General features: G+C 66.1%; 24 protein-coding genes. 12 read left to right on the top strand and 12 right to left on the bottom strand.

All coding sequences use genetic code 11. The features are described 5' to 3' along the window. Nucleotides 1-73 precede the first annotated feature (73 nt). The 3 genes from GJ631_RS04655 to GJ631_RS19180 all read left to right on the top strand — a co-directional run bounded on the left by GJ631_RS04655 (nt 74) and on the right by GJ631_RS19180 (nt 3,891). Nucleotides 74-1,408 (top strand): hemolysin family protein, encoded by a 1,335-nt coding sequence (locus tag GJ631_RS04655; RefSeq protein ID WP_156708025.1) that lies wholly within the window; start codon nt 74-76, stop codon nt 1,406-1,408. A 69-nt stretch (nt 1,409-1,477) separates the two neighbouring features. Next, the gene (locus GJ631_RS19185; protein ID WP_156708024.1) at nt 1,478-2,605 is read left to right on the top strand and encodes a DUF2298 domain-containing protein; all 1,128 of its coding nucleotides are present in this window, start codon (nt 1,478-1,480) and stop codon (nt 2,603-2,605) included. Continuing rightward, nucleotides 2,539-3,891: a DUF2298 domain-containing protein gene (locus GJ631_RS19180; RefSeq protein WP_156708023.1), complete on the top strand. Its 1,353-nt coding sequence runs from the start codon at nt 2,539-2,541 to the stop codon at nt 3,889-3,891. The genes GJ631_RS19185 and GJ631_RS19180 overlap by 67 nt, the downstream gene beginning before the upstream one ends. A 6-nt stretch (nt 3,892-3,897) precedes the next feature. Here the strand turns inward: GJ631_RS19180 and GJ631_RS04640 are convergent, their stop codons facing one another. Beyond that, nucleotides 3,898-5,466, bottom strand: coding sequence for a spermidine synthase (locus GJ631_RS04640; RefSeq protein WP_156708022.1), 1,569 nt, complete (start codon nt 5,464-5,466; stop codon nt 3,898-3,900). Nucleotides 5,467-5,520: 54 nt separating this feature from the next. Beyond that, nucleotides 5,521-6,618, bottom strand: coding sequence for a thiamine pyrophosphate-dependent dehydrogenase E1 component subunit alpha (locus GJ631_RS04635; RefSeq protein WP_156708021.1), 1,098 nt, complete (start codon nt 6,616-6,618; stop codon nt 5,521-5,523). Nucleotides 6,619-6,738: 120 nt separating this feature from the next. Between GJ631_RS04635 and GJ631_RS19175 the strand changes: the two genes are divergently transcribed. The 4 genes from GJ631_RS19175 to GJ631_RS04620 all read left to right on the top strand — a co-directional run bounded on the left by GJ631_RS19175 (nt 6,739) and on the right by GJ631_RS04620 (nt 8,837). Beyond that, complete coding sequence (locus GJ631_RS19175) at nt 6,739-6,861, top strand: hypothetical protein (protein ID WP_255453902.1); 123 nt, start codon at nt 6,739-6,741, stop codon at nt 6,859-6,861. A 42-nt stretch (nt 6,862-6,903) separates the two neighbouring features. Beyond that, on the top strand, nt 6,904-7,389 hold the full coding sequence (locus GJ631_RS04630; protein ID WP_156708020.1) for a FlaD/FlaE family flagellar protein: 486 nt from the start codon (nt 6,904-6,906) through the stop codon (nt 7,387-7,389). Nucleotides 7,390-7,473: 84 nt separating this feature from the next. Next, on the top strand, nt 7,474-8,523 hold the full coding sequence (locus tag GJ631_RS04625; protein WP_156708019.1) for a rod shape-determining protein: 1,050 nt from the start codon (nt 7,474-7,476) through the stop codon (nt 8,521-8,523). A gap of 53 nt (nt 8,524-8,576) precedes the next feature. Beyond that, entirely contained in the window at nt 8,577-8,837 is a 261-nt protein-coding gene (locus GJ631_RS04620; protein ID WP_156708018.1) for a hypothetical protein, read from the top strand. Between the two features lie 39 nt (nt 8,838-8,876). Here the strand turns inward: GJ631_RS04620 and GJ631_RS04615 are convergent, their stop codons facing one another. Both GJ631_RS04615 and GJ631_RS04610 read right to left on the bottom strand, forming a co-directional pair. Then, on the bottom strand, nt 8,877-9,221 hold the full coding sequence (locus tag GJ631_RS04615; protein ID WP_197424833.1) for a DUF5658 family protein: 345 nt from the start codon (nt 9,219-9,221) through the stop codon (nt 8,877-8,879). A 16-nt stretch (nt 9,222-9,237) separates the two neighbouring features. After that, a complete protein-coding gene (locus GJ631_RS04610; RefSeq protein WP_156708017.1) occupies nt 9,238-9,384 on the bottom strand; it encodes a hypothetical protein in 147 nt (48 codons plus the stop codon). A gap of 144 nt (nt 9,385-9,528) precedes the next feature. On the opposite strand from GJ631_RS04610, the gene GJ631_RS04605 reads away from it, so the two are divergent. Continuing rightward, nucleotides 9,529-10,722, top strand: a complete 1,194-nt coding sequence (locus GJ631_RS04605; RefSeq protein ID WP_156708016.1) for a redox-regulated ATPase YchF — start codon at nt 9,529-9,531, stop codon at nt 10,720-10,722. A 62-nt stretch (nt 10,723-10,784) separates the two neighbouring features. After that, on the top strand, nt 10,785-10,988 hold the full coding sequence (locus tag GJ631_RS04600) for a hypothetical protein (RefSeq protein WP_156708015.1): 204 nt from the start codon (nt 10,785-10,787) through the stop codon (nt 10,986-10,988). A gap of 296 nt (nt 10,989-11,284) precedes the next feature. Here GJ631_RS04600 and GJ631_RS04595 read toward each other — a convergent pair whose 3' ends face one another. Together GJ631_RS04595 and GJ631_RS04590 are read right to left on the bottom strand one after the other, a co-directional pair. Continuing rightward, the gene (locus tag GJ631_RS04595) at nt 11,285-11,575 is read right to left on the bottom strand and encodes a hypothetical protein (RefSeq protein ID WP_156708014.1); all 291 of its coding nucleotides are present in this window, start codon (nt 11,573-11,575) and stop codon (nt 11,285-11,287) included. A gap of 72 nt (nt 11,576-11,647) precedes the next feature. Then, the gene (locus GJ631_RS04590; protein ID WP_370518558.1) at nt 11,648-11,998 is read right to left on the bottom strand and encodes a helix-turn-helix domain-containing protein; all 351 of its coding nucleotides are present in this window, start codon (nt 11,996-11,998) and stop codon (nt 11,648-11,650) included. Between the two features lie 102 nt (nt 11,999-12,100). Here GJ631_RS04590 and GJ631_RS04585 point away from each other — a divergent pair, with 102 nt between their 5' ends. After that, the gene (locus tag GJ631_RS04585) at nt 12,101-12,532 is read left to right on the top strand and encodes a universal stress protein (protein WP_156708013.1); all 432 of its coding nucleotides are present in this window, start codon (nt 12,101-12,103) and stop codon (nt 12,530-12,532) included. 6 nt (nt 12,533-12,538) lie between these two features. Here GJ631_RS04585 and GJ631_RS04580 read toward each other — a convergent pair whose 3' ends face one another. The 6 genes from GJ631_RS04580 to GJ631_RS04555 form a co-directional block, all read right to left on the bottom strand. Further along, entirely contained in the window at nt 12,539-13,246 is a 708-nt protein-coding gene (locus GJ631_RS04580) for a fumarylacetoacetate hydrolase family protein (protein WP_156708012.1), read from the bottom strand. A 99-nt stretch (nt 13,247-13,345) separates the two neighbouring features. Continuing rightward, the gene (locus GJ631_RS04575) at nt 13,346-14,560 is read right to left on the bottom strand and encodes a PAS domain S-box protein (protein WP_156708011.1); all 1,215 of its coding nucleotides are present in this window, start codon (nt 14,558-14,560) and stop codon (nt 13,346-13,348) included. A 73-nt stretch (nt 14,561-14,633) separates the two neighbouring features. Beyond that, the gene (locus tag GJ631_RS19425; RefSeq protein WP_156708010.1) at nt 14,634-15,545 is read right to left on the bottom strand and encodes a diacylglycerol kinase family protein; all 912 of its coding nucleotides are present in this window, start codon (nt 15,543-15,545) and stop codon (nt 14,634-14,636) included. Next, nucleotides 15,542-17,119 (bottom strand): MmgE/PrpD family protein, encoded by a 1,578-nt coding sequence (locus GJ631_RS04565; RefSeq protein WP_156708009.1) that lies wholly within the window; start codon nt 17,117-17,119, stop codon nt 15,542-15,544. Before GJ631_RS04565 ends, GJ631_RS19425 begins: the two co-directional genes overlap by 4 nt. Before the next feature lie 66 nt (nt 17,120-17,185). Continuing rightward, nucleotides 17,186-17,878: an SOS response-associated peptidase gene (locus GJ631_RS04560; RefSeq protein ID WP_156708008.1), complete on the bottom strand. Its 693-nt coding sequence runs from the start codon at nt 17,876-17,878 to the stop codon at nt 17,186-17,188. Nucleotides 17,879-18,047: 169 nt separating this feature from the next. Beyond that, a complete protein-coding gene (locus GJ631_RS04555; RefSeq protein WP_156708007.1) occupies nt 18,048-18,500 on the bottom strand; it encodes an RDD family protein in 453 nt (150 codons plus the stop codon). A 128-nt stretch (nt 18,501-18,628) separates the two neighbouring features. Here GJ631_RS04555 and GJ631_RS04550 point away from each other — a divergent pair, with 128 nt between their 5' ends. Then, a complete protein-coding gene (locus GJ631_RS04550; RefSeq protein WP_370518557.1) occupies nt 18,629-19,012 on the top strand; it encodes a hypothetical protein in 384 nt (127 codons plus the stop codon). A gap of 63 nt (nt 19,013-19,075) precedes the next feature. After that, nucleotides 19,076-21,412, top strand: coding sequence for a S8 family serine peptidase (locus GJ631_RS04545; protein WP_156708006.1), 2,337 nt, complete (start codon nt 19,076-19,078; stop codon nt 21,410-21,412). Nucleotides 21,413-21,533: the final 121 nt, after the last annotated feature.

Here is a 21,533-nt window from a genome sequence, read left to right as displayed (position 1 = left end):
TTTAATAATCACCCCCACGAGACGGCAGTATGGTCACTCGATACTCGAACGGACGCACGCCTCGGAGGCGACGATGGTAGACGTCGCCTTCTCCGCGGCGCGAGTCCTCCTCGCTCTGTTCTTGGTCGTCCTGAACGGCTTTTTCGTCGCCTCGGAGTTCGCCTTCGTCCGGGTTCGGTCCACGTCGGTCGAACAACTGGCCGAGGAGGGCCGTGCCGGCTCCGGCGTCCTACAGGACGTGATGGAGAACCTCGACGACTATCTCGCGGCGACGCAGCTCGGTATCACCATCGCCTCGCTCGGTCTCGGGTGGATCGGCGAACCGGCCGTCGCAGCGCTCATCGAGCCGGTTCTCGAATCACTGCTACCGGCGAGTCTCATCCACCTCGTGGCGTTCGCAATCGGCTTCAGTTTCATCACGTTCCTCCACGTCGTCTTCGGCGAACTCGCACCGAAGACTATCGCCATCGCCGACGCCGAGCGCGTCTCGCTGCTGTTGGCGCCGCCGATGAAACTCTCCTATTACCTGTTCAAACCCGGCATCGTCGTGTTCAACGGCACCGCCAACGCCTTCACCCGACTGCTCGGCATCCCGCCGGCCTCCGAGAGCGACGAGACGCTCGAAGAGCGCGAAATCCGGCGCGTGCTGATGCGGTCGGGAGAAGAGGGCCACGTCGAGATGGCCGAAGTCGACATGATAGAGCGGGTCTTCGACCTCGACGACACCGTGGTTCGGGAGGTGATGGTGCCGCGGCCGGACGTGGTGAGCGTTCCGGCCGACCTGTCGCTGTCGGAGTTGCGGACGATGGTTCTCGACGCCGAGCACACGCGCTATCCCGTCGTCGAGGCCGACGACGCCGACCGCGTGGTCGGGTTCGTCGACGTGAAAGACGTGCTCCGCGCCAGCGAGACCGGGTCGGAGTCGGCGACAGCCGGCGACCTCGCACGCGACATCGTCGTCGTACCGGAGACGACGACGGTCAACGACCTCCTCTTGCAGTTCCGGGACGAACAGCGACAGATGGCCGCCGTCATCGACGAGTGGGGGGCCCTCGAAGGCATCGCGACCGTCGAGGACGTCGTCGAGGCCATCGTCGGCGACCTCCGAGACGAGTTCGACGCCGAAGGGCGCGAACACTCGATACGGAGCCTCGACGACGACACCTACGATGCCGACGGCTCCGTCACGCTGTCGACCGTCAACGACGCACTCGACACTGATTTCGAAGGCGAGGGCTTCGAGACGCTCGCCGGGTTGGTGCTGTCCCGTCTCGGGCGGGCCCCTGAGGTCGGCGACAGTATCGAGGCGGACGGGTACGTCGTCGAGGTGACGAGCGTCGACGGCGCTCGAATTTCGACGCTCCGAATCAGGACCGCCGAAGCGGACCCGGATACGTCGACGGAGTAATCACCCATCGACGGTCGGTACATCCCGAAATCCAGAAGGTTTACGCCCCAAGAGCGGCCGAACGTACCCGTGCTCGAACTCGCTATCGTCCTGAAATGGCTCGTTGCGTTCGCGGCCCTGACCGCGGTCGGTGCGCCGCTGGCGGCGGCCGCCTTCCCGCGGCTTCCCCGCCGCGGTGCGGCGCTGGCCCTCCCCGCGGCCGTCGTCCCGCTTGCCCTGTTCGTCTTCTGGATCGGACAGGTGACCTTCGGTCTCCACACCGTCGTCGTCGGCCTCGGTCTCGTCGTCGCGGCGTCGGCGCTGGCGTATCGCCGCGGCGCCGAACCGGAGTGGCGCGCCGTCGCCGGCGGCTACGCCGTCTTCGCCGTCGGATTCCTGTTTCTCGTTTCCTTTCGGATGTACAACGCCGGCATCACGCCGGCCGGCGGCGAGCAGTTCCTCCACTTCGGCTTGGTGAAGGCGCTGTTGCGTGCAGGGACGCTGCCGCCCGAGGACTTCTGGTTCGCAGGCGAACCGCTACGGTACTACTACGGCACCCAGATGCAGGTCGCAGCTTACACGCTGTTGACCGACACCGCGCCGCGGTACGGCTTCAACCTCGGTATCGCCGCTTTCTACGGCTTCCTCGTCGTCTCGGCGTACGGACTCGTCGGCGCGGCGACGGCGCTCCGTGGTCGCTCCTACCGTCTCGGCGGCGCACTCGGCGTGTTCTTCGTCGCCCTCGCGGGCGCGCTGACGACCGCCGTCCGCCTCGGATTCGGCCTGCTTCCCCGCGAGACCGCCCTCGAGTACGGTCGGCCCGCCTTCGATGCGGTCCGGCACATGCCCTACGAGGAGGCCGTCGTTCGGCTGAGCAACCCCTTCGAGTGGGGGTGGTTCTACACCCGCTACGTCGTCCCGAACACCCTCCAGGAGTTCCCGCTGTACTCCTTCGTGAAGTCCGACCTCCACGGCCACGCGCTGGCCAACGGCTACATCCTCTTCGCCGCTGCCCTCGCGCTCAGTTACTACCTGACGCCGGCCGAAGAACGCGGCCGGCGTCTCGCCCTCGTCTACGGCGGGATGGGACTCGTCGCGGGCGTCTTCGGCTTCATGAACACGTGGTCGCTGCCGACCGTCGTCGGACTGGCGTGGCTCGCACTCGCTGCCGCCGACGCCCACCCGGCGACGCTCCTCCCCGCGTCGGCGACCGCCTGACGTTCGACGCCGACTTCGAAACCGACCGCCTCGAATGGCTCGGCGCCGAACTGTGGCGCATCGTCCTCGCCGGCATCCTCGCGGCCGGTGTCGGGTTGGTCGGCGTCGCCTTGGCCTCGCCGTTCCTCATTTTCGGCAACGTTCCGACCAACGAAGGTGTCGGCTTCCTCCCGCCGCGGACCGACCTCTGGCCGTTCCTCGTCATCTACGGCAACGTGCTGGCGCTGTTCGCCGGCTACCTCCTCTACAGCGGCCGCGAGGCGATTCGTGACGCTTCGCCCGTCGCCGTCGCTGCCGTCTCGCTGTCGGGGCTGGCCGCCGTCGCCGCCTTGCTCTGGGTCGTCGACTTCGCGGTGCTGGCGGTCACCGGCCCGCTGTTGCTCGGCGCGTGGTGGCTCCTCCGAACGGACCGCATCGGCTTCGAGGGACTGTTGCTCGTCGCCGGTGTCGGGCTGATTCTCTCGATGGAAATCGTCTACGCAAAGGTGTGGCCGCCGACCCAGATTCGCTGGAACACGACGCTGAAGGTCGCCGTCCAGGGGTGGACGCTGGCCGCGGCGGGGATGGGCGGTGCGAGCGCGCTCGTCCTCACGGACGCACGTCAGTATCTCGCGGAGCGACTGTCGACGGAATCCTCGGACGCTCGGGCTGAAGGCGCCGCCCGCGCCGACGGCGGCGACGAGGTGCCGAGCGGCCGAATCCCTTCGATGCCGACGCCGACGCGCTCCGCTGTGGTCGCTGGAACACTCGTCGTCGCGGTCATCCTCCTGAGCAGTCCGTTCGCCGTCCTGACGTTCGCCGGCGAGGTCGGCTCCGACGCGGCCGCCGACCGCGAGGCGACCCTCGACGGACTGGCGACCCACGAGCGCTGGCACGCCGAAGAGATGGAGGCCATCCACTGGCTCGACGACCGGCAGGGGACGCCGACCATCGTCGAGGCACCGGGCCGAGCGACGTACCGCTGGAGCAGTCCCGCCTCGACGCTGACCGGCGTGCCCGCGGTCATCGGGTGGGACCACCAGCAAGGGTATCGCGGCGTCGAGGCGTTCGAGCGCCGCGCCGAGGAGGTCGACGCCGTCTACGACGGGCCGTGGTCCGACGCCGCAGCGACACTCCAAACTTACGACGTGCAGTACGTCTACGTGGGTCCCAACGAGCGCGAACAGTACGGCGAGAACCTCCGGGCGTTCGACGAACGGCCGGAGTTATCGGTCGCCTTCGAGAACGAGGCGGTGACGATTTACGAGGTCGACCACTCCGCCCTCTCAGACGCCGAGAGTGGCTGACGGCGTTCAGCCGGCCGTCTCGTTTCCGGGTGCCGTCTGCTCGATGACGTACCGCTGGCCCACCATCGGGTCCAGCAGGCTGTCGACCGGCGCACGGTCGTCTCTGAGTATCGGCACGTCGTCGGTCGGTTCGTCGTTCCGATAGCTCCCGATTTCGCTCTCGAGGTCGATACCGATGTCGCGCTGGCGGTTCCGTTCGCGGAGCTCGGCCTCAGTCACCTGCCCGGGGTTCTTCGTGGCGACGACCTCGATGTTCTGGACGACGCTCCCGCCCGCCGTCGGGAAACTGTACACCTGCGGGTACACCTGCTCCATCGTCCGGTACTCAGCGCGGTAGAAATCGGAGGCGGGTCCGCTCGGCGCGGAGATGATGTTCGCAAACAGGATGCCGTCCTCCGAGAGGCGGTCGTTGGTCAACTGCATGAACTCCACCGTCGTCAACTGGAACGGCACCTTGTCCTTCTTGTAGGCGTCGAGGACGATGAGGTCGTAGGTGTGGTTCGTGTTCCGGAGGTATCGTCGACCGTCGCCGTTGTGGATGTTGAGTTGCTCCGACTCCTCGACGCGGAAGTACTCCTTGGCTACGTCGATGACTTCGGGGTCGATTTCCACCACGTCGACGGTGGCGTTGTACTCGGCGGCGAACCGTTTCGGGCCAGTGAAACCGCCACCGCCGACGAACAGCACTCTGTCGATGTCGTCGGGGTCCTTCGCGAACAGATACGGCATGTGGAAGTATCGTGTGTACTCGAAGACGTGGCGGTTCGGGTCGTCGAGGTCCATCGCGCTGTGGCGTTGGCCGTCGAGATACAGCGTTCGGGTGTCGCCGAGGTCTGCCACTTCGAGTTCCTGATACGGCGTCTGGGTCTGGTAGACGACCTGTCCGCCCGTCGAGACGCCGACGGCGCCGCTACCGATGGCGGCGACGAGGAGCACCGTGACGCCGACCGTAGCGAACAGCGGTTCGCGGTTCATCCTCGGCAACGAGATGGACAGTGCGGTGCCGACCAACAGCAGGCCGAACAGGAAACTAATGGCCTCGATACCGAGCGACGGGATGAGGAAGAAGGTGGTTCCGAAGGCACCGAGGATGCTCCCGACAGTGCCGACTGCGTACACCCGACCGGAGGCCTCGCCGATTTCGTCGGTGTTCGTCAACTCGGCCGCGTAGGGACTGATGAAGCCGAGCAGGTACGTCGGCGGGCCGAACAGTAGCGTGATGGCCGGTAGCGAGGCGAATCGACTGGGTAACGGGAACGACGACCCCGCCGCCAACAGCAAGTCACCGGCAAAAATCAACAGCGCGACGTAGGCAGCCGTCCCGAGCAACAGCCACGTCAGACGGTTGACGCTGGCCCGCTCGGCGGCGCGCTTGCCGCCGAAGTGATAGCCGAGACTCAGTGCCGCGAGGAACACGCCGATGATGCTCCCCCAGGTGTAGATACTGCTGCCGAACTGGGGAGCGACCATGCGACCGGCGAGTATCTCGAGTCCCATACTCGCCACGCCGGAGACGAACACCGCGAGTTCGGGTGCGGTCACCCGACCGAACGACCGACCCGGAAGCGAATCCATATGCTAGCCGCTATGGCTTTCCGGGAATAAAGGTTGTCGAGGCGGAAGCGACGGTTACTCGTCGTCGAGCAGCGCGGCGTCGCCGTACTCCTCGCGGAGTCGTTGGAGGTACTCCCGGCCCTCTTCGACTCGCGGCGTCGGTTCGGCGTAGGCGTCCGCAAAGAGGTCCTCGGGGTCGGCCTCCACGTCAGTCCCGCGGTCGATGGCGTCGGCGACCGTCTCCCGCACCTCCTCGCCGATGGCGTCGATGCGTTCCTCGTCGAGGGACCCCCGTTCTCTGAGGAACGTCTCCATCCGGGGAATCGGGTCCCACTCCTTCCACTGTTCGACTTCCTCGTCGTCGCGGTAGGCGGTGGGGTCGTCGGCGGTCGTGTGGGCGCCGAAGCGATACTGGATGGCCTCGACGAGCGTCGGCCGCGTCTCGGCGTCGGGGTCTTTCGCCTTCGCCAGCGCCTCCGTAACGACCTCGTAGGTCGCAAGCGGGTCCATCCCGTCGACGACGACGCCGGGAAGCCCGTAGGCGGCCGCCTTCTCGGCGTACGACTCGCTGGCGGTCTGTTCGTCCGCCGGGTGGGAGATGGCCCACCCGTTGTTGTTGCAGATGAACACCGCGGGCACGTCGAAGACGCCGGCGAAGTTCAGCCCCTCGTGGAAGTCGCCCTCGCTGGTCGACCCCTCGCCGAAGTGACAGACGACGGCGTTGTCGTCGCCCTGTAGTTTCGACGCCCACGCCATTCCAGTCGCGTGCGGGATGTGTCCCGCGATGGAGATGTTCAGCGGCGCGATGTTGTGGTCGGTCAGCGCGGCGTTGCCCGATTCGTGGCCCATCCAGTAGCGGACGTACTCCGCCAGCGGCCCGCGGTCGACGACGGCGCCGTGTTCCCGATACTGGTACAGTATCCAGTCGGCGTCGTCGACGGCGTACATCGACCCGAATTGGGACCCCTCCTGTCCAGCCAGCGGGGCGTAGGTGCCGACCCGGCCCTGTCGCTGGAGGCTGACCATCCGCTCGTCGAAGTGCCGTGCCAGCCGCATGTCGGCGTACAACTCCACCAACTGCTCGTCGGGCAGCGGCGGCTCGTAGTCGTCGTCCAGCGGCCGACCCTCCGAATCGAGTCGCCGGTGTATCTCGTCGTCCGAGCCGAATGTCATACGCCTCGTTCCACCGGGAGGGTCATATCGGTTCGCCCTCCGGTGAGACGGCTGTCAGGAGCGACCGACTGCGCCGACGGTGACGCAACGCTTTTTCCGCCCGGCGCTCTCCGAACGCGTATGACCGACTACATCGTCGAGGAAGAACAGCAACTGTCGCCCGTCGTCGTGGCCTCGTCAGCCGTTCTCGTGGCCGCGTTCGTTCTCGGATTCCTGTATCAACTCGCGCTGTTCGTCCTCTGAATCGCTGCGAGCGTTTAAGTCACACAGTACGAAGTTCGGGGTATGAACCCCTCGGCGTACGACCTCTCTGAGCTTCGGCACGCCGCCGGTGTCCACGAGCGAGGCGGTGCCCTGGAGTCTGTTCGGTCGGAAACCGCCGGCCGCCGACGGGGGCTGCCACCCCGTATTCGCGGCGACGAACACCGCGACGAGGCCCGGTACCGCGAGTTGCTCGCCCGCGAGCTCGAACTCGCAGGTGACCCTGACCCACCGTATCTGCGTCGACTCCCGCGGACCTACGTCGGGACGACGACGGTACTCGACTGGGTGGACTTCCTCGTTCGGAAGGCCGGCCGACCCGGCGCCCGCGAGGCACTGTCATTTTACGAACAACAGGAGTGGCTTGCCGACCCCGCGGCGTCGTCGGTCCGGTCCCACGTCGACGCCGTCGACGATGCCTGCGACGACACCGACGCCGAATTGTCGGCATCGGACCACCAACTGTCGCTGTTGTACGTCGCCCGCCTCGCCGCGCTGAACGAACGGTAGCGGCCTTCAGATTGCGTTTCGGCCCACGTATCGAACGCTGAACCACCGCGGATTTATACGATAGTCGGGGTGTGAGTGGGTGTCATGAGTAGTGATTCCCAGTCCAGCACCGACGCCGACCTGCCCTCGGAGACCCCGGTGGGCGTGAAACTCGGCAGTACCCGAACCGTCGTCTCGACGCCCGACGACCTCGAACGCACGCTGACGTGTCTCGCAACCTACGAGGACGCGCTCACCGGCGAGGAGCGGGTCCTCTACGGCGAAGAAGCCGCCGTCGAGTACCCCGACCGCGTCCGGTACATGCTCCGGTCGGGGCTGCCCGAGGACGACGACAACGCCGAGGACGCCGCCACGTTCTTCGAGGCGTTCATGGAAGCCAACGGCGTCCCAGCCGAGAGCGGCGTCGTCTACGCCGTCCCGACCATCGACAACGAGGAAGGTATCGCCAACCTCGAATCGGTCATCGAATCGTCGTCGGTCGGCGAGTCGCTGGTACGGGCCTACCCAGAGTCGCTGTGCGGTGCCGTCCCCGCATTCGACGGCCTCGACGCCGTCGACAGCATCTTCCTGTCTATCAATCTCGGGTCGACGAACCTCGAAGCCTGCGCCTACCGTCGTGGCGAGCAGCTCGCGCCGTTCGCGACCGGCGGCGTCACCGGCAACGAGGTCGACCGCCGCATCGTCGCCTACGTCGAAGAGGAGACACAGGGCCGCGTGAAAGTCGACATCACGACCGCTCGCGAGTACAAGGAGGACCACGCCGACTTCGAGAACTTCGAGCCGTTCACCGACGTCATCCAACAGCCCGGCGGCGGCGCCCACGAGTTCACCATCGAGGACAGCGTGATGGACGCCGTCGACGAGTACCTCGACGAAGTCGTCGAAGCCGTCGCCAACGACTTCCTGCCGGAGTTGGCCAACGACTACATGAAAGTGTACCAACTCGCCTTGGATGAGCGCATCGTCCTCACCGGCGGGATGGCCTGCATTCCGGGTCTCGTCGAGGAGTTCCAGCGCCGACTGAGCGAGGAGCTCCAGCGTGACGTGGAGGCGACCGCTGCCGACCGACCTGACCTCGCCGCCGCCGAGGGCGCCCAGCGCATCGCCGAACAACTCCTCTTACATCAGGGCTGAATGGTTCCCGGTCGAAGCGGAATTTTTTGGTATCTGACTGCGACCCCCCAGCCATGTCCGATTCCCTCCAACGGACGATTCGACGTTGTACTGCCGTGTTGGCCATCCCACTGTCGCTATTCCCGATGGTGTACGTCGCCCGACTGGAGACCGACGGCTACCCGTACACGAACCTGACCCTCGAAGTCGCCGACGAAATTGCGCTCGCCGTACTGATGGGTGCCGTCGGCTACCTCGTCGTGAGCGTCCTCCTGCAGTTCATCGTGGCCGACCCGACCCCCAGCCAGGGGGTCGACGACACCGGGGCGAACTGATGCGTCACTCGACTGTGGCTGTTCTCGCGTCCGAGACAGTCACAGCGTCCCCGACAACACCAGCAGGTTCCACGTCGTGACGAGTCCGCCGACGACCGCCAGCGCAAGCGGGACGGCGGTCCGGCCCGGCGTTCGCAACACGCGCCACACCAGGTAAAACAGCGTGAACACGACCGCCTTGAGGCCCAACAGCGCGACTGGGCCGTAGGCGTGGATGAATGGCCCGGCGACGGGACCGGCTTCGGCGGCTCCGCCGACTGAAAGCCCCCAGAACGTCGTCGCGGTGTCGCCGATGCCGTACAGCAGCACCGCCGCGACCCACAGCGGGCGCTCGGCGCCGGCGAGTAACTCGAAGGGGCTCCGGGCGGGCGTGTCGGCGCTCACTGGGCACCCTGTCGAGTCAGGGCGTAATAACGGCGGCGGCTGTGAGCGCGACGAGCAGTGTCGCCCCGAACAACAGGAGGAAATCGGCGGTCGGCGAGATGTAAGCGGTCGACTCCGACTCGACGCCCTCCGTCTCGACGGCCGTGGCGTGGTCCGTTGCCATACCCATCGTAGCGGTCACGTCCGATTTAAACTCCGCTCGGTATCGAGCGTCGAATCGTCGGTCGAAATCGACTGCAGTGTGTCACCGAAACGCACTGGCGGCGCCGATGGAAGCCCTCTTGAACGCCAGCGAGCAACCGACGGTATGAGCTACACGGTCGGACTCGTCGGCAAGCCCTCGGTCGGCAAGTCCACCTTCTTCAACGCCGCGACGATGAACGACGTGCCGGAGGGTGCGTATCCGTTCACGACTATCGACCCCTCCATCGGCGAAGCGTACGTCCGCGTCCCCTGTGCCGCCCCGGAGTTCGACGAGACGTGTACGCCCGATTCGGGATTCTGCCGGTCTGGCGAGCGGTTCGTCCCCGTCAAACTCGTCGACGTGGCCGGTCTCATTCCGGGTGCCCACGAGGGCGCCGGCCTCGGCAACCAGTTCCTCACCGACCTCAACGAGGCCGACGTGTTGGTCCACGTCGTCGACTTCTCGGGGACGACCGACGCCGAGGGGGAACCCACCGAGGGCCACGACCCCCGCGAGGACATCGAGTTCCTCGAAGACGAACTCGACATGTGGTATCTCGACATCCTCGAACGCGGCATCGAGCGCTACGAGGGCGCCTACAACACCGCCGAGACGGACATCGAAGTCGAACTCGCAGAACAGATGACCGCCTTCCGAACCAACGAAGACGAAATCAAGCGGCTCATCCGACGGGTCGGCTGTGGGTTCGACCCCGGCGAGTGGGACGACGACGACCGCGAGACGCTCGCCCGTGAAATCCGGCAGGCGACGAAACCCATCGTCATCGCGGCCAACAAGATGGACACCCCCGAAGCGCAGGCCAACTACGAGGCAATCACGTCGGACCCCGACTACGACCACCTCGAAATCGTCCCGGCCAGCGCCCACGCCGAGAAAGCACTGAAGGCGGCCGACGAGGACGGCGTCGTCGAGTACGTCCCCGGTAGCGCCGACTTCGAAATCGTCGGCGACATCTCCGAGGAGCAGGCCGCGGGCCTCGACCGCATCGCCGAGTTCGCCGCCCAATACGACGGCACCGGCGTCCAAGCCGCACTGGAGACCGCGCTGTTCGATACGCTCGACCTGCTGGCTGTGTTCCCCGGCTCTTCGGGCGGACTCGGCACTGCCGACGGCAAAATTCTCCCGGACTGTTTCCTGTTGCCGCCGGATGCGACCACCTCGGATTTCGCCTACCACATCCACTCGGACCTCGGCGACGGCCTGCTCCACGGCGTCGACTGCCGTGCAGGCCGGCAAATCGCCGGCGACCACGAACTCGACCACCGCGACGTGGTCGAACTCATTACGACGAACTGACTGCTGACGGGGGCCGTTGCTGCGGGAGAGAGGTTCTTATCTGTCGAGTGCGTATAACGGACGTGCCCGAGAAACGCGACCGGAACCTGCGGCGACCCGACCACGCCATCCCGCCGCAGACCGACGAGATACGCGCGGAACTGGAGGCGGGCGACCGCGAACTGCTGCACTGTCTGAACTGCGGTCGGCAGTTGGTCGCGCTTCGACACGGCGAGCGGTGTCTGTTCTGTGGCTCCGGCGCCACCGTCGTCGAGGAGTGGCGCTGAGATTTTCGCTGGTACGTCCGGTTCGGCCCTTCTGTAAGCATACGCCGAGCACAAGCGAGGCGTTTCGCCGGACGAGAGCGCCGTAGGCGCTCGAAGTCCGGTAGCGCACGACGACTACCGCGCTCGACCTGAGGGAGAGCGCGACATGGGTTGCGGCCAGAGGCCGCAACCTCATAACGTGGCGGCGAAGCCGCCACGCGGAGGAGTGCGCGCATATTTTCCCCAAGTTTTTGCCGGGAACCGGTGTCGCGCGCCGAACGGCGCGCGACCCGTGTTCCCGTGTAAAAAGTGGGTGGCTAGCGATACAGCGACATGTAAATCATCGCAAAGCCGACGATGAACGGCACCGTTTCGGCGATTTGCAGGTAGAACAACTCTCGGCCGAGGTCACCGCTCACCCCGACCTGTGTCGTGAGGTTCGTCATCGCGACGCCCATACTGATGAACGCGAACCCGATGAACGCGTACTGCAGTCGGTCCGACCCACGCTTTGTGTACGCCTGAAAGCTGATGAGCGTCAGTCCCAGCGAGAGTCCGAAGAGAACGAGTCGCATCAGAATCAACACGCCCTGCAGGATGTCGACCATGTGCGGGGGATTCCTGCCGTCGTATTAAAACCACCCCCCGGCGGGTCGAATCGACCCGTGACTGCCGGCGTCTCACTCGGCGCCGAGGTCGTCCCACAACTGCGTGAAGCGGTCCGGGAGGTTCTCGCGTCGGTAGATGCGGACCTTGTACTCGTCGTCCTCGAGTTGGATGACGGTGCTGTCGAAGTTACACTCGTAGACGTTGTAGTGGTTGCCGTCTTCGGCGACGGCCGTCTGTTCGATGATGAGGTCGTGGTCCTGTAACAGTTCGAGTCGGCGGTAAATCGTCGGGAGCGACAAATCACACTCCTCGGCGAGTTCCTTCGCCGAACGGGGCTGGCGACTAATCGCTGCCAGCACCGTCCGTGCGTGTTGGTCGCCGATTGTATCGAGGACATCCTCGATGCTACGGTCGTCTGCCACAATCCGTCTCAGGAAGGGCAGAATAAAAACGTTTCCGACGGTCGCGCCGTCCCCCAATCCGTGACAGCCCGTTTGAAGTAGGTGGCCATCGGAGTGGCCTGCATGTACGATTCCGTGCTGTTACCGACCGACGGAAGCGACGGGGCCGCCGAGGCACTCGAACACGCCATCGGAGCCGCAACCGCCTACGACGCCGACCTCCACATCATCTCGATTGTCGACCGCCGGGTCGTCTTGGCTGCCGACACCGACGAGAAGGAGACCGTCCGGACCGAACTGTCCGACGACGCGACCGAGGCCGTAGAAGACCTCTCCGCCCGGGCTGCGGAATCGGACATCGAGGCCACGACGGCGACCACAGAGGGCGTTCCCCACCGCGAGATTCTACGCTACGCCGAAGACAACGACATCGACTTGCTCGTTCTCGGCACGCACGGTCGGACCGGCCGCGAGAAACGCCTCCATCTGGGGAGTACGACCGAACGCGTCGTCAAGGAGTCCGAACGCCCCGTCGTCGTCGTCAACATCGGATAACCCGAACTACTCGACGGTGTTCCGCAGCGTCCCGATTCCCTCGTAGTGGATTTCGATTTCGTCGCCCCGCTCCAACAGACCGGGGTTGGCAGGACTGCCGAAGGAAATCACGTCGCCCGGCTTGAACGTAAAGCGCTCCGAGAGGAACGAAATCACTTCTCGCGGTTTGATGAACATGTTCTCGGTGTTGTCCTCCTGTCGGAGTTCGCCGTTGATGTGGGTCGTCATGTCGAGGCCGACGGGGTCGACGTCGGCGACGACGGGGCCGAGCGGTCCCGAGGAGTCGAAGGCCTTCCGGGCGGTGCGGCGCTCCTGGTCGAGGCAGTCGAGGTCGTTGAGGATGGTGTAGCCGCGCACTACGTCGTCGACTTCGCTTTCCTCGACGTTCTTGCACTCGGTGTCGATGACGGCGGCCAACTCGCCGGCGTACGTCAACTCCTCGGTGAAGGAGGGGTACGGAATCGGCGTCTCGGGGTCGTGCAGCGAGACGGGGGGTTTGATGAAGAAGTCCGGCACCTCCGGCACTTCGTAGTCCATCTGGTCGACTTTCTCGCCGAAGTTGCGACCGACGCAGTAGAACACGGACGGTTCACACGGCGCCAGCAACTCGTACTGAGCGGGTTCGTACGTCCCCTCGTCGGTGTGGACGGTGCCGTCGTCGTCGTACTCGCCTTCGAGGACGCCGTCGGGCGTCTCGATGCGTGCCTGTTTCATGTTCGGGCCGGCGGCCGCCCCGGACTTACGTGTTGTTATCGTCACCGAGGTGTGTCACGTCGCCGATGGAGATGGTGACGTTCCAATCAGCAGTCGCCATCACAACGGCTCGATGTCGTCGACCGAGACGACGACGAGCGTTCGGTCCTCGCCGGACATCGGTGAGGCGCTGACGGTCAGCCAGAAGTCCCCGCTGGGAAGCGATGCTTCGCAGTCGACGTCCCGCATCGCGGTTCCGGCGCCGGCGACGACCTCCCAGAGGTACTCACCGTCGGCAATCGGCTCCCCGTCGGCGTTTCGGAAGGTCACCGACGGCTTCGCCGGTGAGAGACCGAGCAGTTCCTCTCGCTCCATGCCGAACACTTCTGCGGCCCGGTCGTTCGCACGCCGGATGTGGCCGTCCCGCTCCATCAACAGCAACGGCGCTGGCGTTACCTCGAGAATTCGGTCGGTGAGGTCCCGCTCTCGCCGTAGGCGTCGTTCAGTTTCGCGACGCTCGCTTATATCGCGACTGTTGACGACGAACCCCTCGATGTCCGGGTCGTCGAGTCGGTTGGCACCTCGGGATTCGATGTACCGCCAGTCGCCGCTTTTGTGTCGGAAGCGGTACTCGACGGTGGGTCGGTAATCGGGGTTCGACAGCGATTTAGCGAACTCGCGCTCGACGCGCTCGCGGTCCTCGTCGTGGACCCTATCGAAGGCACTCTCGCCGCGGAGTTCCCGTGGCACGAATCCGGTCACCTCCTCCATCGAGGGGCTGACGTACTGGAAGGTACCGGTGTCGTCGAGGAGACACACCGTCGCCGGGGAGTGTTCGATGAGGGCTCGAAACCGAGCGCGTTCGGTGCGGATGGCTTCGGTGGCCTGCTCCCGTGTTCGTTCGACCTGTTCGGTCGCTCGCCGTGCGTCGACGACGCTCTCGATGCGATGAGCCAGTCGAGTGAACCGCTCGGAGCCGCCCGATTTCGTGATGTAATCGGTGACACCCAGCGAGATGGCGTCGCTCGCGACGTTCTCGGAGCCTTCGCTCGTAAAGAGGATGAAGGGAATGTCGTCGTCGAGGACGCGGACCTGTCGGAGCAACTCGAGGCCGTCGGTACCGGGCATCTCGTAATCGGAGACGATGCAGTCGAACTCATCGAGGCGGTCTGTCACCGCCTCCGGGTCCGTTATCGGGGTCGCCCGGAGCCGGCCGCTCGTCGATTCGAGTCCCTCCGCGGTGAGGTCACACAGCTCCGCGTAGTCGTCGACGCACGCGACCGATATCGGCCGCTCGATGGCCGCATCAGTGGCCGATGTCGAATTTATCGCCATTTGTGAACACGGATTATACACTCATGATATAAATTCTATGGTCACTATCGCTGGACGAAATACACCGGTGCGGTCACTCGGAGGGGTACGCGACCGGCAGCGCCTCCGGGACCACTTCGAGTTCGGCCGCAGTTACCGGCTCCGAGACGGGCGTTCCGTCGAGTTCGACCGGGAGGCCCGCTTCCGAACGGAGCCGTGCGGTCTCACCCGTGGCGTATCGAACCGACGGGTCGTCGATTATCCGACCCGCTCTGGCACGCCTTGCGAGCCGAGCGGCCGCACGAGGCCCGACCGATTCGACGACGAGGGCGTGGAGGAGTCCGTCGCCGCGTCTGGACTCCGGGAGCAGTTCGAAGTCGCTCCCGCGGTAGCGACCGCCCCCGACGGCGACGATTCGCGCGGCGCCGTGGTACATCGGGTCGCCGCCGACCGATAGCGACAGTTCGACGGGGTCGTCGGCCAGCGTCGCCCACCCGGTCGCGAGGAGGTACGCGAGCGGTCCGGGCAGTCGTCGCAATCGCTCGGCGTAGCCGAGTGCGCTCCGGAACAGTCCGGCAGTAAATCCGAGCACGAAATACGTCGGGTCGATTCGAGGTGTCGTGTCGGCTCGACCGACCTCCAGCGGCCGCGTCTCCAGCCCGTCGGCCAACCGAGCGGCGACGTGCCGCCAGTCGGAATCGCCGTAGAGATGCCGATACGAGGAGTTCCCCCTGCCGGCCGGGACGACGAACAGCGGTGCCTCGATGTCTGCGTCGACGAGCGCCGAAGCCACTTCACGGAGGGTTCCGTCGCCACCGATAGCGACCACGAGGTCGGCCCATTTCGCTTGCTCTAGAGCCGCAGTCGGTACGTCGTCCGCGCCGGTCGTGATTGTCGCATCGACTTCGGCTTCGGGGAACTGGTCGGACAGTTCGGCGAACAACTCCGCCGCGTTCCCGCTGCCGGATTGAGGGTTGACGACCGCACCCACGCGCTCGGGTTTCACGACGACTCCTCCGGGGCGAACGCCCCCAGCGAGACGGACGGGGCGCTGTCGACGGCGAACAGTTCGTCGACCCGTTGGGTCGCATCGGACGGTCCGACGCCAGCGGCTTCGAGCCCCGAACGGCACTTGTTGCGGGCGACCGCCCGTATCTCTTCGAGCGGCTTGCCGGCGAATCCCGATGGATGGTCGACGGTCGTCTCGATGGTCCGGCCGTCGGCGGTGGTCACCTCGACGCGGGCGCCCATGCGCTTGTCGGCCTCGGAGAGGTCCGTCGGGAGCGGTCGCTTGCGGGCGAAGCGAAGCAGCGTCGGGAGGTGCCGGAGCGTCGCGCCGACGCCGACGGTTTTCGCCGCGTACCCCACGACGGGCACTCCGACTCGGCGGAGCATCGCGCCGACCGGCACTTCGGACTCCAGTGCAGCCATCGTAAACGACGCGTCGTGGTGGACGAACACCCGGTCGGCCAGCCGCCAGACGTCGGCGTCACCGACCCGTCCAGCCAACTGTCGCGGCGTGTGTTCTCCGTCGATGAGCGCCACCGCGACGTTGAACGGAATCGTAAACGACAGCGCAGAGGCGGGGCTGTTCGGGCCGTCGAGGTACGGCGAGGCGCGGTCGTCGACCTCCGTCGCGAACAGCGACCCGTATACGTCGACGCGTTCGATGGTGGTTCGGCCGCGGTCGAACCGCCCACGAGCCTCCAGTGCGGCCTCGATTGGCGCCGTCACGTACGCACAGCCGGGGACGCCCTTCACCGTCACGGCGCGGGTGTGCCACCGCTCGCCGAACCCCTCCAGGAACTCCGGAAGCGGCAGGTCGGCGAAGGAATCGAGGAACCCCTCGTCGGCTTCGGTGAGGTCCGGACGGCCCGAGAGCCCTGCGCGTGCGGAGTCGACGGCGGCGATGCCGCTCTTGAGGGGTTCGCTCGCGCTCCAGACCTTCGCGTCGCTCCCGAGGAACGGCGATTCGAGTGGCCACGGTGGCTGTAACAGCGCGGTTCCGAGGGCGTCGCTCAGCGTTTCGGTGTCGCCGCCCTCGATGACCGCCCGTCCCACTGCGGCAGCGACCGCGTGGATGTAGGCGGTCTGTTGTCCCCGGAAGGGACCGATTGCCGCCGCGGCGGCCAACCGTGCGGCCACCTCGTTTGCGGCGACGTGTGCGACGAGCAGTCGCTCGCCGCTCGCCCCCGTCGATTCGGCGTACGCCAGCGGGACGAAGACGCTGCTGTGGCCGGTGTGGCCGCCGAGGACGGTGTCGTCGAAGTCCAACGCCATCGACAGCGCGGCGTTGCCGGCCGCCGCACCCTCCGGCGACAGGTCTCGCCCCCCGAGGAACGTCGCGTCGCCATCGGCGTGGCTCTCGGACGCAGTCGCGATTCGCTCGCCGAGGGGATGAGAGCACGTCCACACCGCCGCACCGACGGTGCTGACCAACTGTGCGCGTGCGGCCCACCGCACCGGACGCGGCACGTCGCGGTACTCCAACTCCGTCGCCCACCGGGCGGCACGCTCCAGGAACGGGTCGAGTTCCGTTTCCTCCTCGCCGCCGAGCGGTAGGCGGTCGGTGACGGTCATTGTTGGCCAGTCGTCGCCCGTCGGTTTAGGCGTTCGCCCGGCCCAGACCGCCCCCGCGGGACGGGTTTACCCTTCGACCTTCCGAACCAACTCCGGACCGTCGTTGGCTGGGTTGTTCACGGCCGTCGAGACGGGATACGACCGGAGGCCGTCTTCGGGAGCGGGGTCCAGCGGGACGGACGCCCCGTCGAGCCACGCCGTCTCCTCCTCGCGGGCGAGAATGACCGCCATTCGGTGATGCAGCGGCTCGACGACTCCGTTCGGCTCCGTCGTCACGATGGTGAACGTCTCGATTGGGTCGGCCTGCCCTGCCGACCCGCTCTCGCCGCCGTCGAACTCCCCGAGACCGGTCTGGAGTGTGTCGGGCGTCCACCGCTCGTAGAGACCGGCCATCGCGAAGGGCCGGTCGTCCTCGTAGGCGACGCGATAGGGCCGTTTCCCGCCACCGGTGTCGGCCCACTCGTAGAAGCCGTCGGCGAGGACGAGACAGCGCCGTTGCTCGTAGGCCTCGGCGAAGGCGGGCTTTTCGTCGACCGTCTCCGCGCGGGCGTTGATGTGGCCGTCGCTCCGGTCGTCGGCCCAGCGCGGGACGAGCCCCCATTCGAGCCGCTGGATGGCGTCGGGTTGCTCTCCGGTGATGACTGGAAGCCGCTGGCTCGGTGCGGCGTTGTACCGCGGCTCGAACTCGAAGGCGAACGTCGCATCGAAGCGGGATTCGAGTTCCTCCGGTGGCGTGAACAGACTGTAACGGCCACACATGACTCCGACTACGGACTCCGATTCGATATAGGTGCCGGCGGTTGACGGATAGCGAACAGGCGGGAATGCGTAACCGGCGGCGGGTCCCACGCTACGGCCTCGACCGACCGCCGGCCTCTCTCAGGTCACGGGCGGTCTGGTCGCGGTATCCGATAAAAAGGGTCGGTCGCTACAGTCTGTCGGCCGTCGGCTTTGCTTTCACGACGATGGTGTCGGCGACGAGGTCGCCGACCCGCTGCTTGCGGTCGGTGACGAAGATGGCGACGAGGCCGACGATGTAGAAGAACGGCAGTGCGTCGACGATTCGCAGCAGCGTCCGAATGGCCGAATCCCGATAGGTAATCGGGTCACCGTCCTCGGTGACGACGACGATGTCCATCACCATCTTCCCGACGGTCTGCCCGTACTCCGCCTCGAAGTAGATGAAGTAGGCGAAAAACAGGAGTGTCCCGAGGCCGCCGACCAGCACTCCGAGGGTCTCGGAAATCACTGCCAAAACTTCGGAGACGACGCCGACTAAGAGGCCGAACCCGACCGCGTCGATGAGAAACGCGAGGATTCGTTTGACGACGACGTCGCCCTCGGTACCCAAATCGGGAAGCGGCCGTTCGAAGGTTACCATGTCCGTTCGGTGCACGTCGGTTGGGGATAAAGATACAGGAAGCCGATTCGGCCCAGGTGGTTCGCTCCATCCGGCCGTCGAGCCGACTCCGCCCGCGAATTTAAACGACAAGCCGCCGTAGCGGCCCCGTGGCCGACGACGACGACCCGACGTTCGCCATCTCGACGCGCCCCCAGCGTCGCTACCCGCGGGGCGGCGGCGTCGAGTACGAAGGCGAGACGGTGTTTTCGGTGCGGCCGAGTGCCGACTTCGACGACCGCGACCTCGTCGTACTCGTCCAGTCGGTGCTCGACGCCGGTCCCTACCGGTACGGCGATTGGTTCGACTTACCGATGCCGCTGTATCTCGTCCACGACGACGACACCGGCGACACGTTCCGCGTCGCGGTCCGCGACGGTGCCGTCGAGTTCCACGTCCTCCCGGCGACGAACTCGGCGGGATTGCGCGGGTTGTATCGCCGACTGACCGACGCGACGGACTCCTCGTGGTCGGTCACGCGAAAGGGCGACTGAGCGGACCTTTGGACGAATTTGTCAGAATCGGATTAAGGGTGGATTCGAGAGTGACCGATACGGATGAGCGACGACGGCATACACAGACGAACGTTCGTGAAGGGTATCGGCATCGCAGCCGGGACGGCGGCCTTCGCAGGCACGGCCGCGGCGAACTCGGGCGTCTCGACTGCGGTTCTCGACGAGCGGTTCGACCTCGACGGCGGCCTCCAGGAGGCGCTCGTCGTCTTCGATTCCGCCGACGACGCCGAACGGCTCGACACGCTCGACCTCGAAGAGGGCTACCGCCTGTTCGAACACCTCGGCATCGCGTGGACGCACCTCCGGCCGGCCCAAATCGAGACCGTCGCCGGTTGGGACTCGGTTCGGCGGGTCAAGCGCACCGAACAACTGGAGTGGCACAACGACGACACCTCCCGGAAGTCGATGGCTGTCGAAGCCGTCCACGAGGACATCGGCTACACCGGCGAGGACGCCCACGTCGTCGTCATCGACTCGGGGCTCAACGCTAGCCACCCCGGAATCGGCTCCGACCGCGTGGAGGCGAACTTCCGGTACGTCGACGAACCGACCGGGCCGCGGGACCCTCTGTGGGTCGACGCCGGCCCCGGCGACACCGACACCGTCGGCCACGGCCAACACTGTGCGGGCATCGTCGCCGGCAACGGTGAGGGCGGCGTCAACGGCACCTACGAAGGGATGGCGCCCGACGCGACCATCACCAGCTACGCTGTCGTTCAGGGGGTCTACCTCCCGTACGTGGTCGCGGCGTGGGACCACCTCCTCGGCCGCATCCGGACCGAACCCGACTTCGACCCCGACGTGGTGTCGAACTCCTACGGCGTCTCCCGGAACAACGTCTACAATCCGAACGACCCCGTCAACGTCGCCACCTGGGAGGCCTTCAACGAGGGCGTCCTCCCCGTCTTCTCCTACGGCAACGACGGCCCGGACCTCGGGTCCGGCAACCGATTCGCGAAGGCACCGCACGTCCTCGGCGTCGGCGCAGCGGAGAAGACTATCTCGCCGGAGGACAACGCCAACAACCGCTCGATTACGGGCTTCTCCTCGCGCGGACGCGAGGTCGACGACGAGACGTTCTACAACCGCGAACAACTGCTCCGGAACCTCCGGGAGTTCCACGCCATCCAGCGCGGTGCCCACGCGACCGTCGACAGCGGCACGTTCACCGGCACCGTCGGCCCCGGAGTCAACACCAGTCCCGGGGCGGCCGCCGTCGACGAAGACACCGGTTCGGCCTACGAGCGGCTCGAAACCTTCGAGAACGTCGACCTCGTCGATTTGACGCTGACGCTTGACCCCGAGGGTCAGTGGGTCCGGATGCGCGTCCACGAGGACCAAGGCGGCGAGTGGGTCGAAATCGCACAGTCCCGGGAGGAACCGCTGAAGCAACACCACACGCTCACCGTCGACGTCGACGGCGGGAAGACCTACCTCGTGGAACTCGAACCCGAAGACGCCGTGGCGGCCGACTACACCATCGAGTACGAACAGTACGAGAAGGCCGACGGCGACCTGAGCGAGGCTCGGCCGCTGACCCTGTTCCGCCCCGGCATCAGCGCCCACGGCAACCTCGTGTTGAGCACGCAGGACAAAGCCGACGTGCTCGGCCCGCTCGGCGAGACGGGCGACGCCGAACCGTTCTACGGCCGCCTCTCGGGTACGTCGATGTCCTGTCCCGGCGCGGCGGGTATCGCCATGTTGGTCCAGGAGGCCTACCGCGCCGAGAGCGGCGGCGAGGAACTTTCTCCCATCGACCTAATCCGCGTTTTGGAACACAGCGCGGCCGACTTCAACCCCGACTACAGCGTCACGAACACGGGCGCCGGGTTCGTCGACGCCGAGGCAGCAATCGAGACGGCAGAGGCGCTGGCTGGCGGCCTTTCGGTCGCTGACCTCGACACCGGACTCGACGCGCTCGTCGAGGATGTCGAATCGGTCGAACCGCCCGAGCAGTTCGACCTGACTGCCTCCGGCAGTCGCGAGGAAGACGCGACGGTGTTTACCGGTGGACAGACGACCCGCGTCACGGTAACGCTGCGTGACTTCGACACCGGCGCCGCCGATTCCGTCCGCGTGGTCGACTCGTTCCCCTCGGAGTGGAACTTCCTCGAATACGGCGGCGAGTACGAGTCCTTCGACAACGACGCCGGTACCGTCGACTTCGGCACCGTCTCGGCTTCGGACATCGAGAACGGTTCCGAGACGTTCACCTACTTCATCGAGGCACCGGAGGGCGTCCAAGCCAGCGGGCCGTACACTTTCGGCGCCGCCGAGGCCACCGTCGAAACGTGGGCCGTCCCCGAGGAGAACCGTGGCTCCGAGTCGGCAACGTTCGGCGGGACGACCGACGTGGTGGTTATCGGGCAGTCGACGTAAAGGTCGTAGCCGTCGCCCTTTCCGTTACTTTGCCGCAAAAGCGGGGACAGGGATGCCTCCGTTCCGGGTGTCGAAGTGGTCGCTCCCACTCACACCCACTGGTATCCAGTATCAACCGACG

This window comes from Natronomonas sp. CBA1123, from assembly GCF_009741925.1.
Taxonomy (GTDB): domain Archaea; phylum Halobacteriota; class Halobacteria; order Halobacteriales; family Haloarculaceae; genus Natronomonas.
Note: the sequence above shows the minus strand (reverse complement) of the source record. Positions and strands in the feature narration are given on the sequence as shown.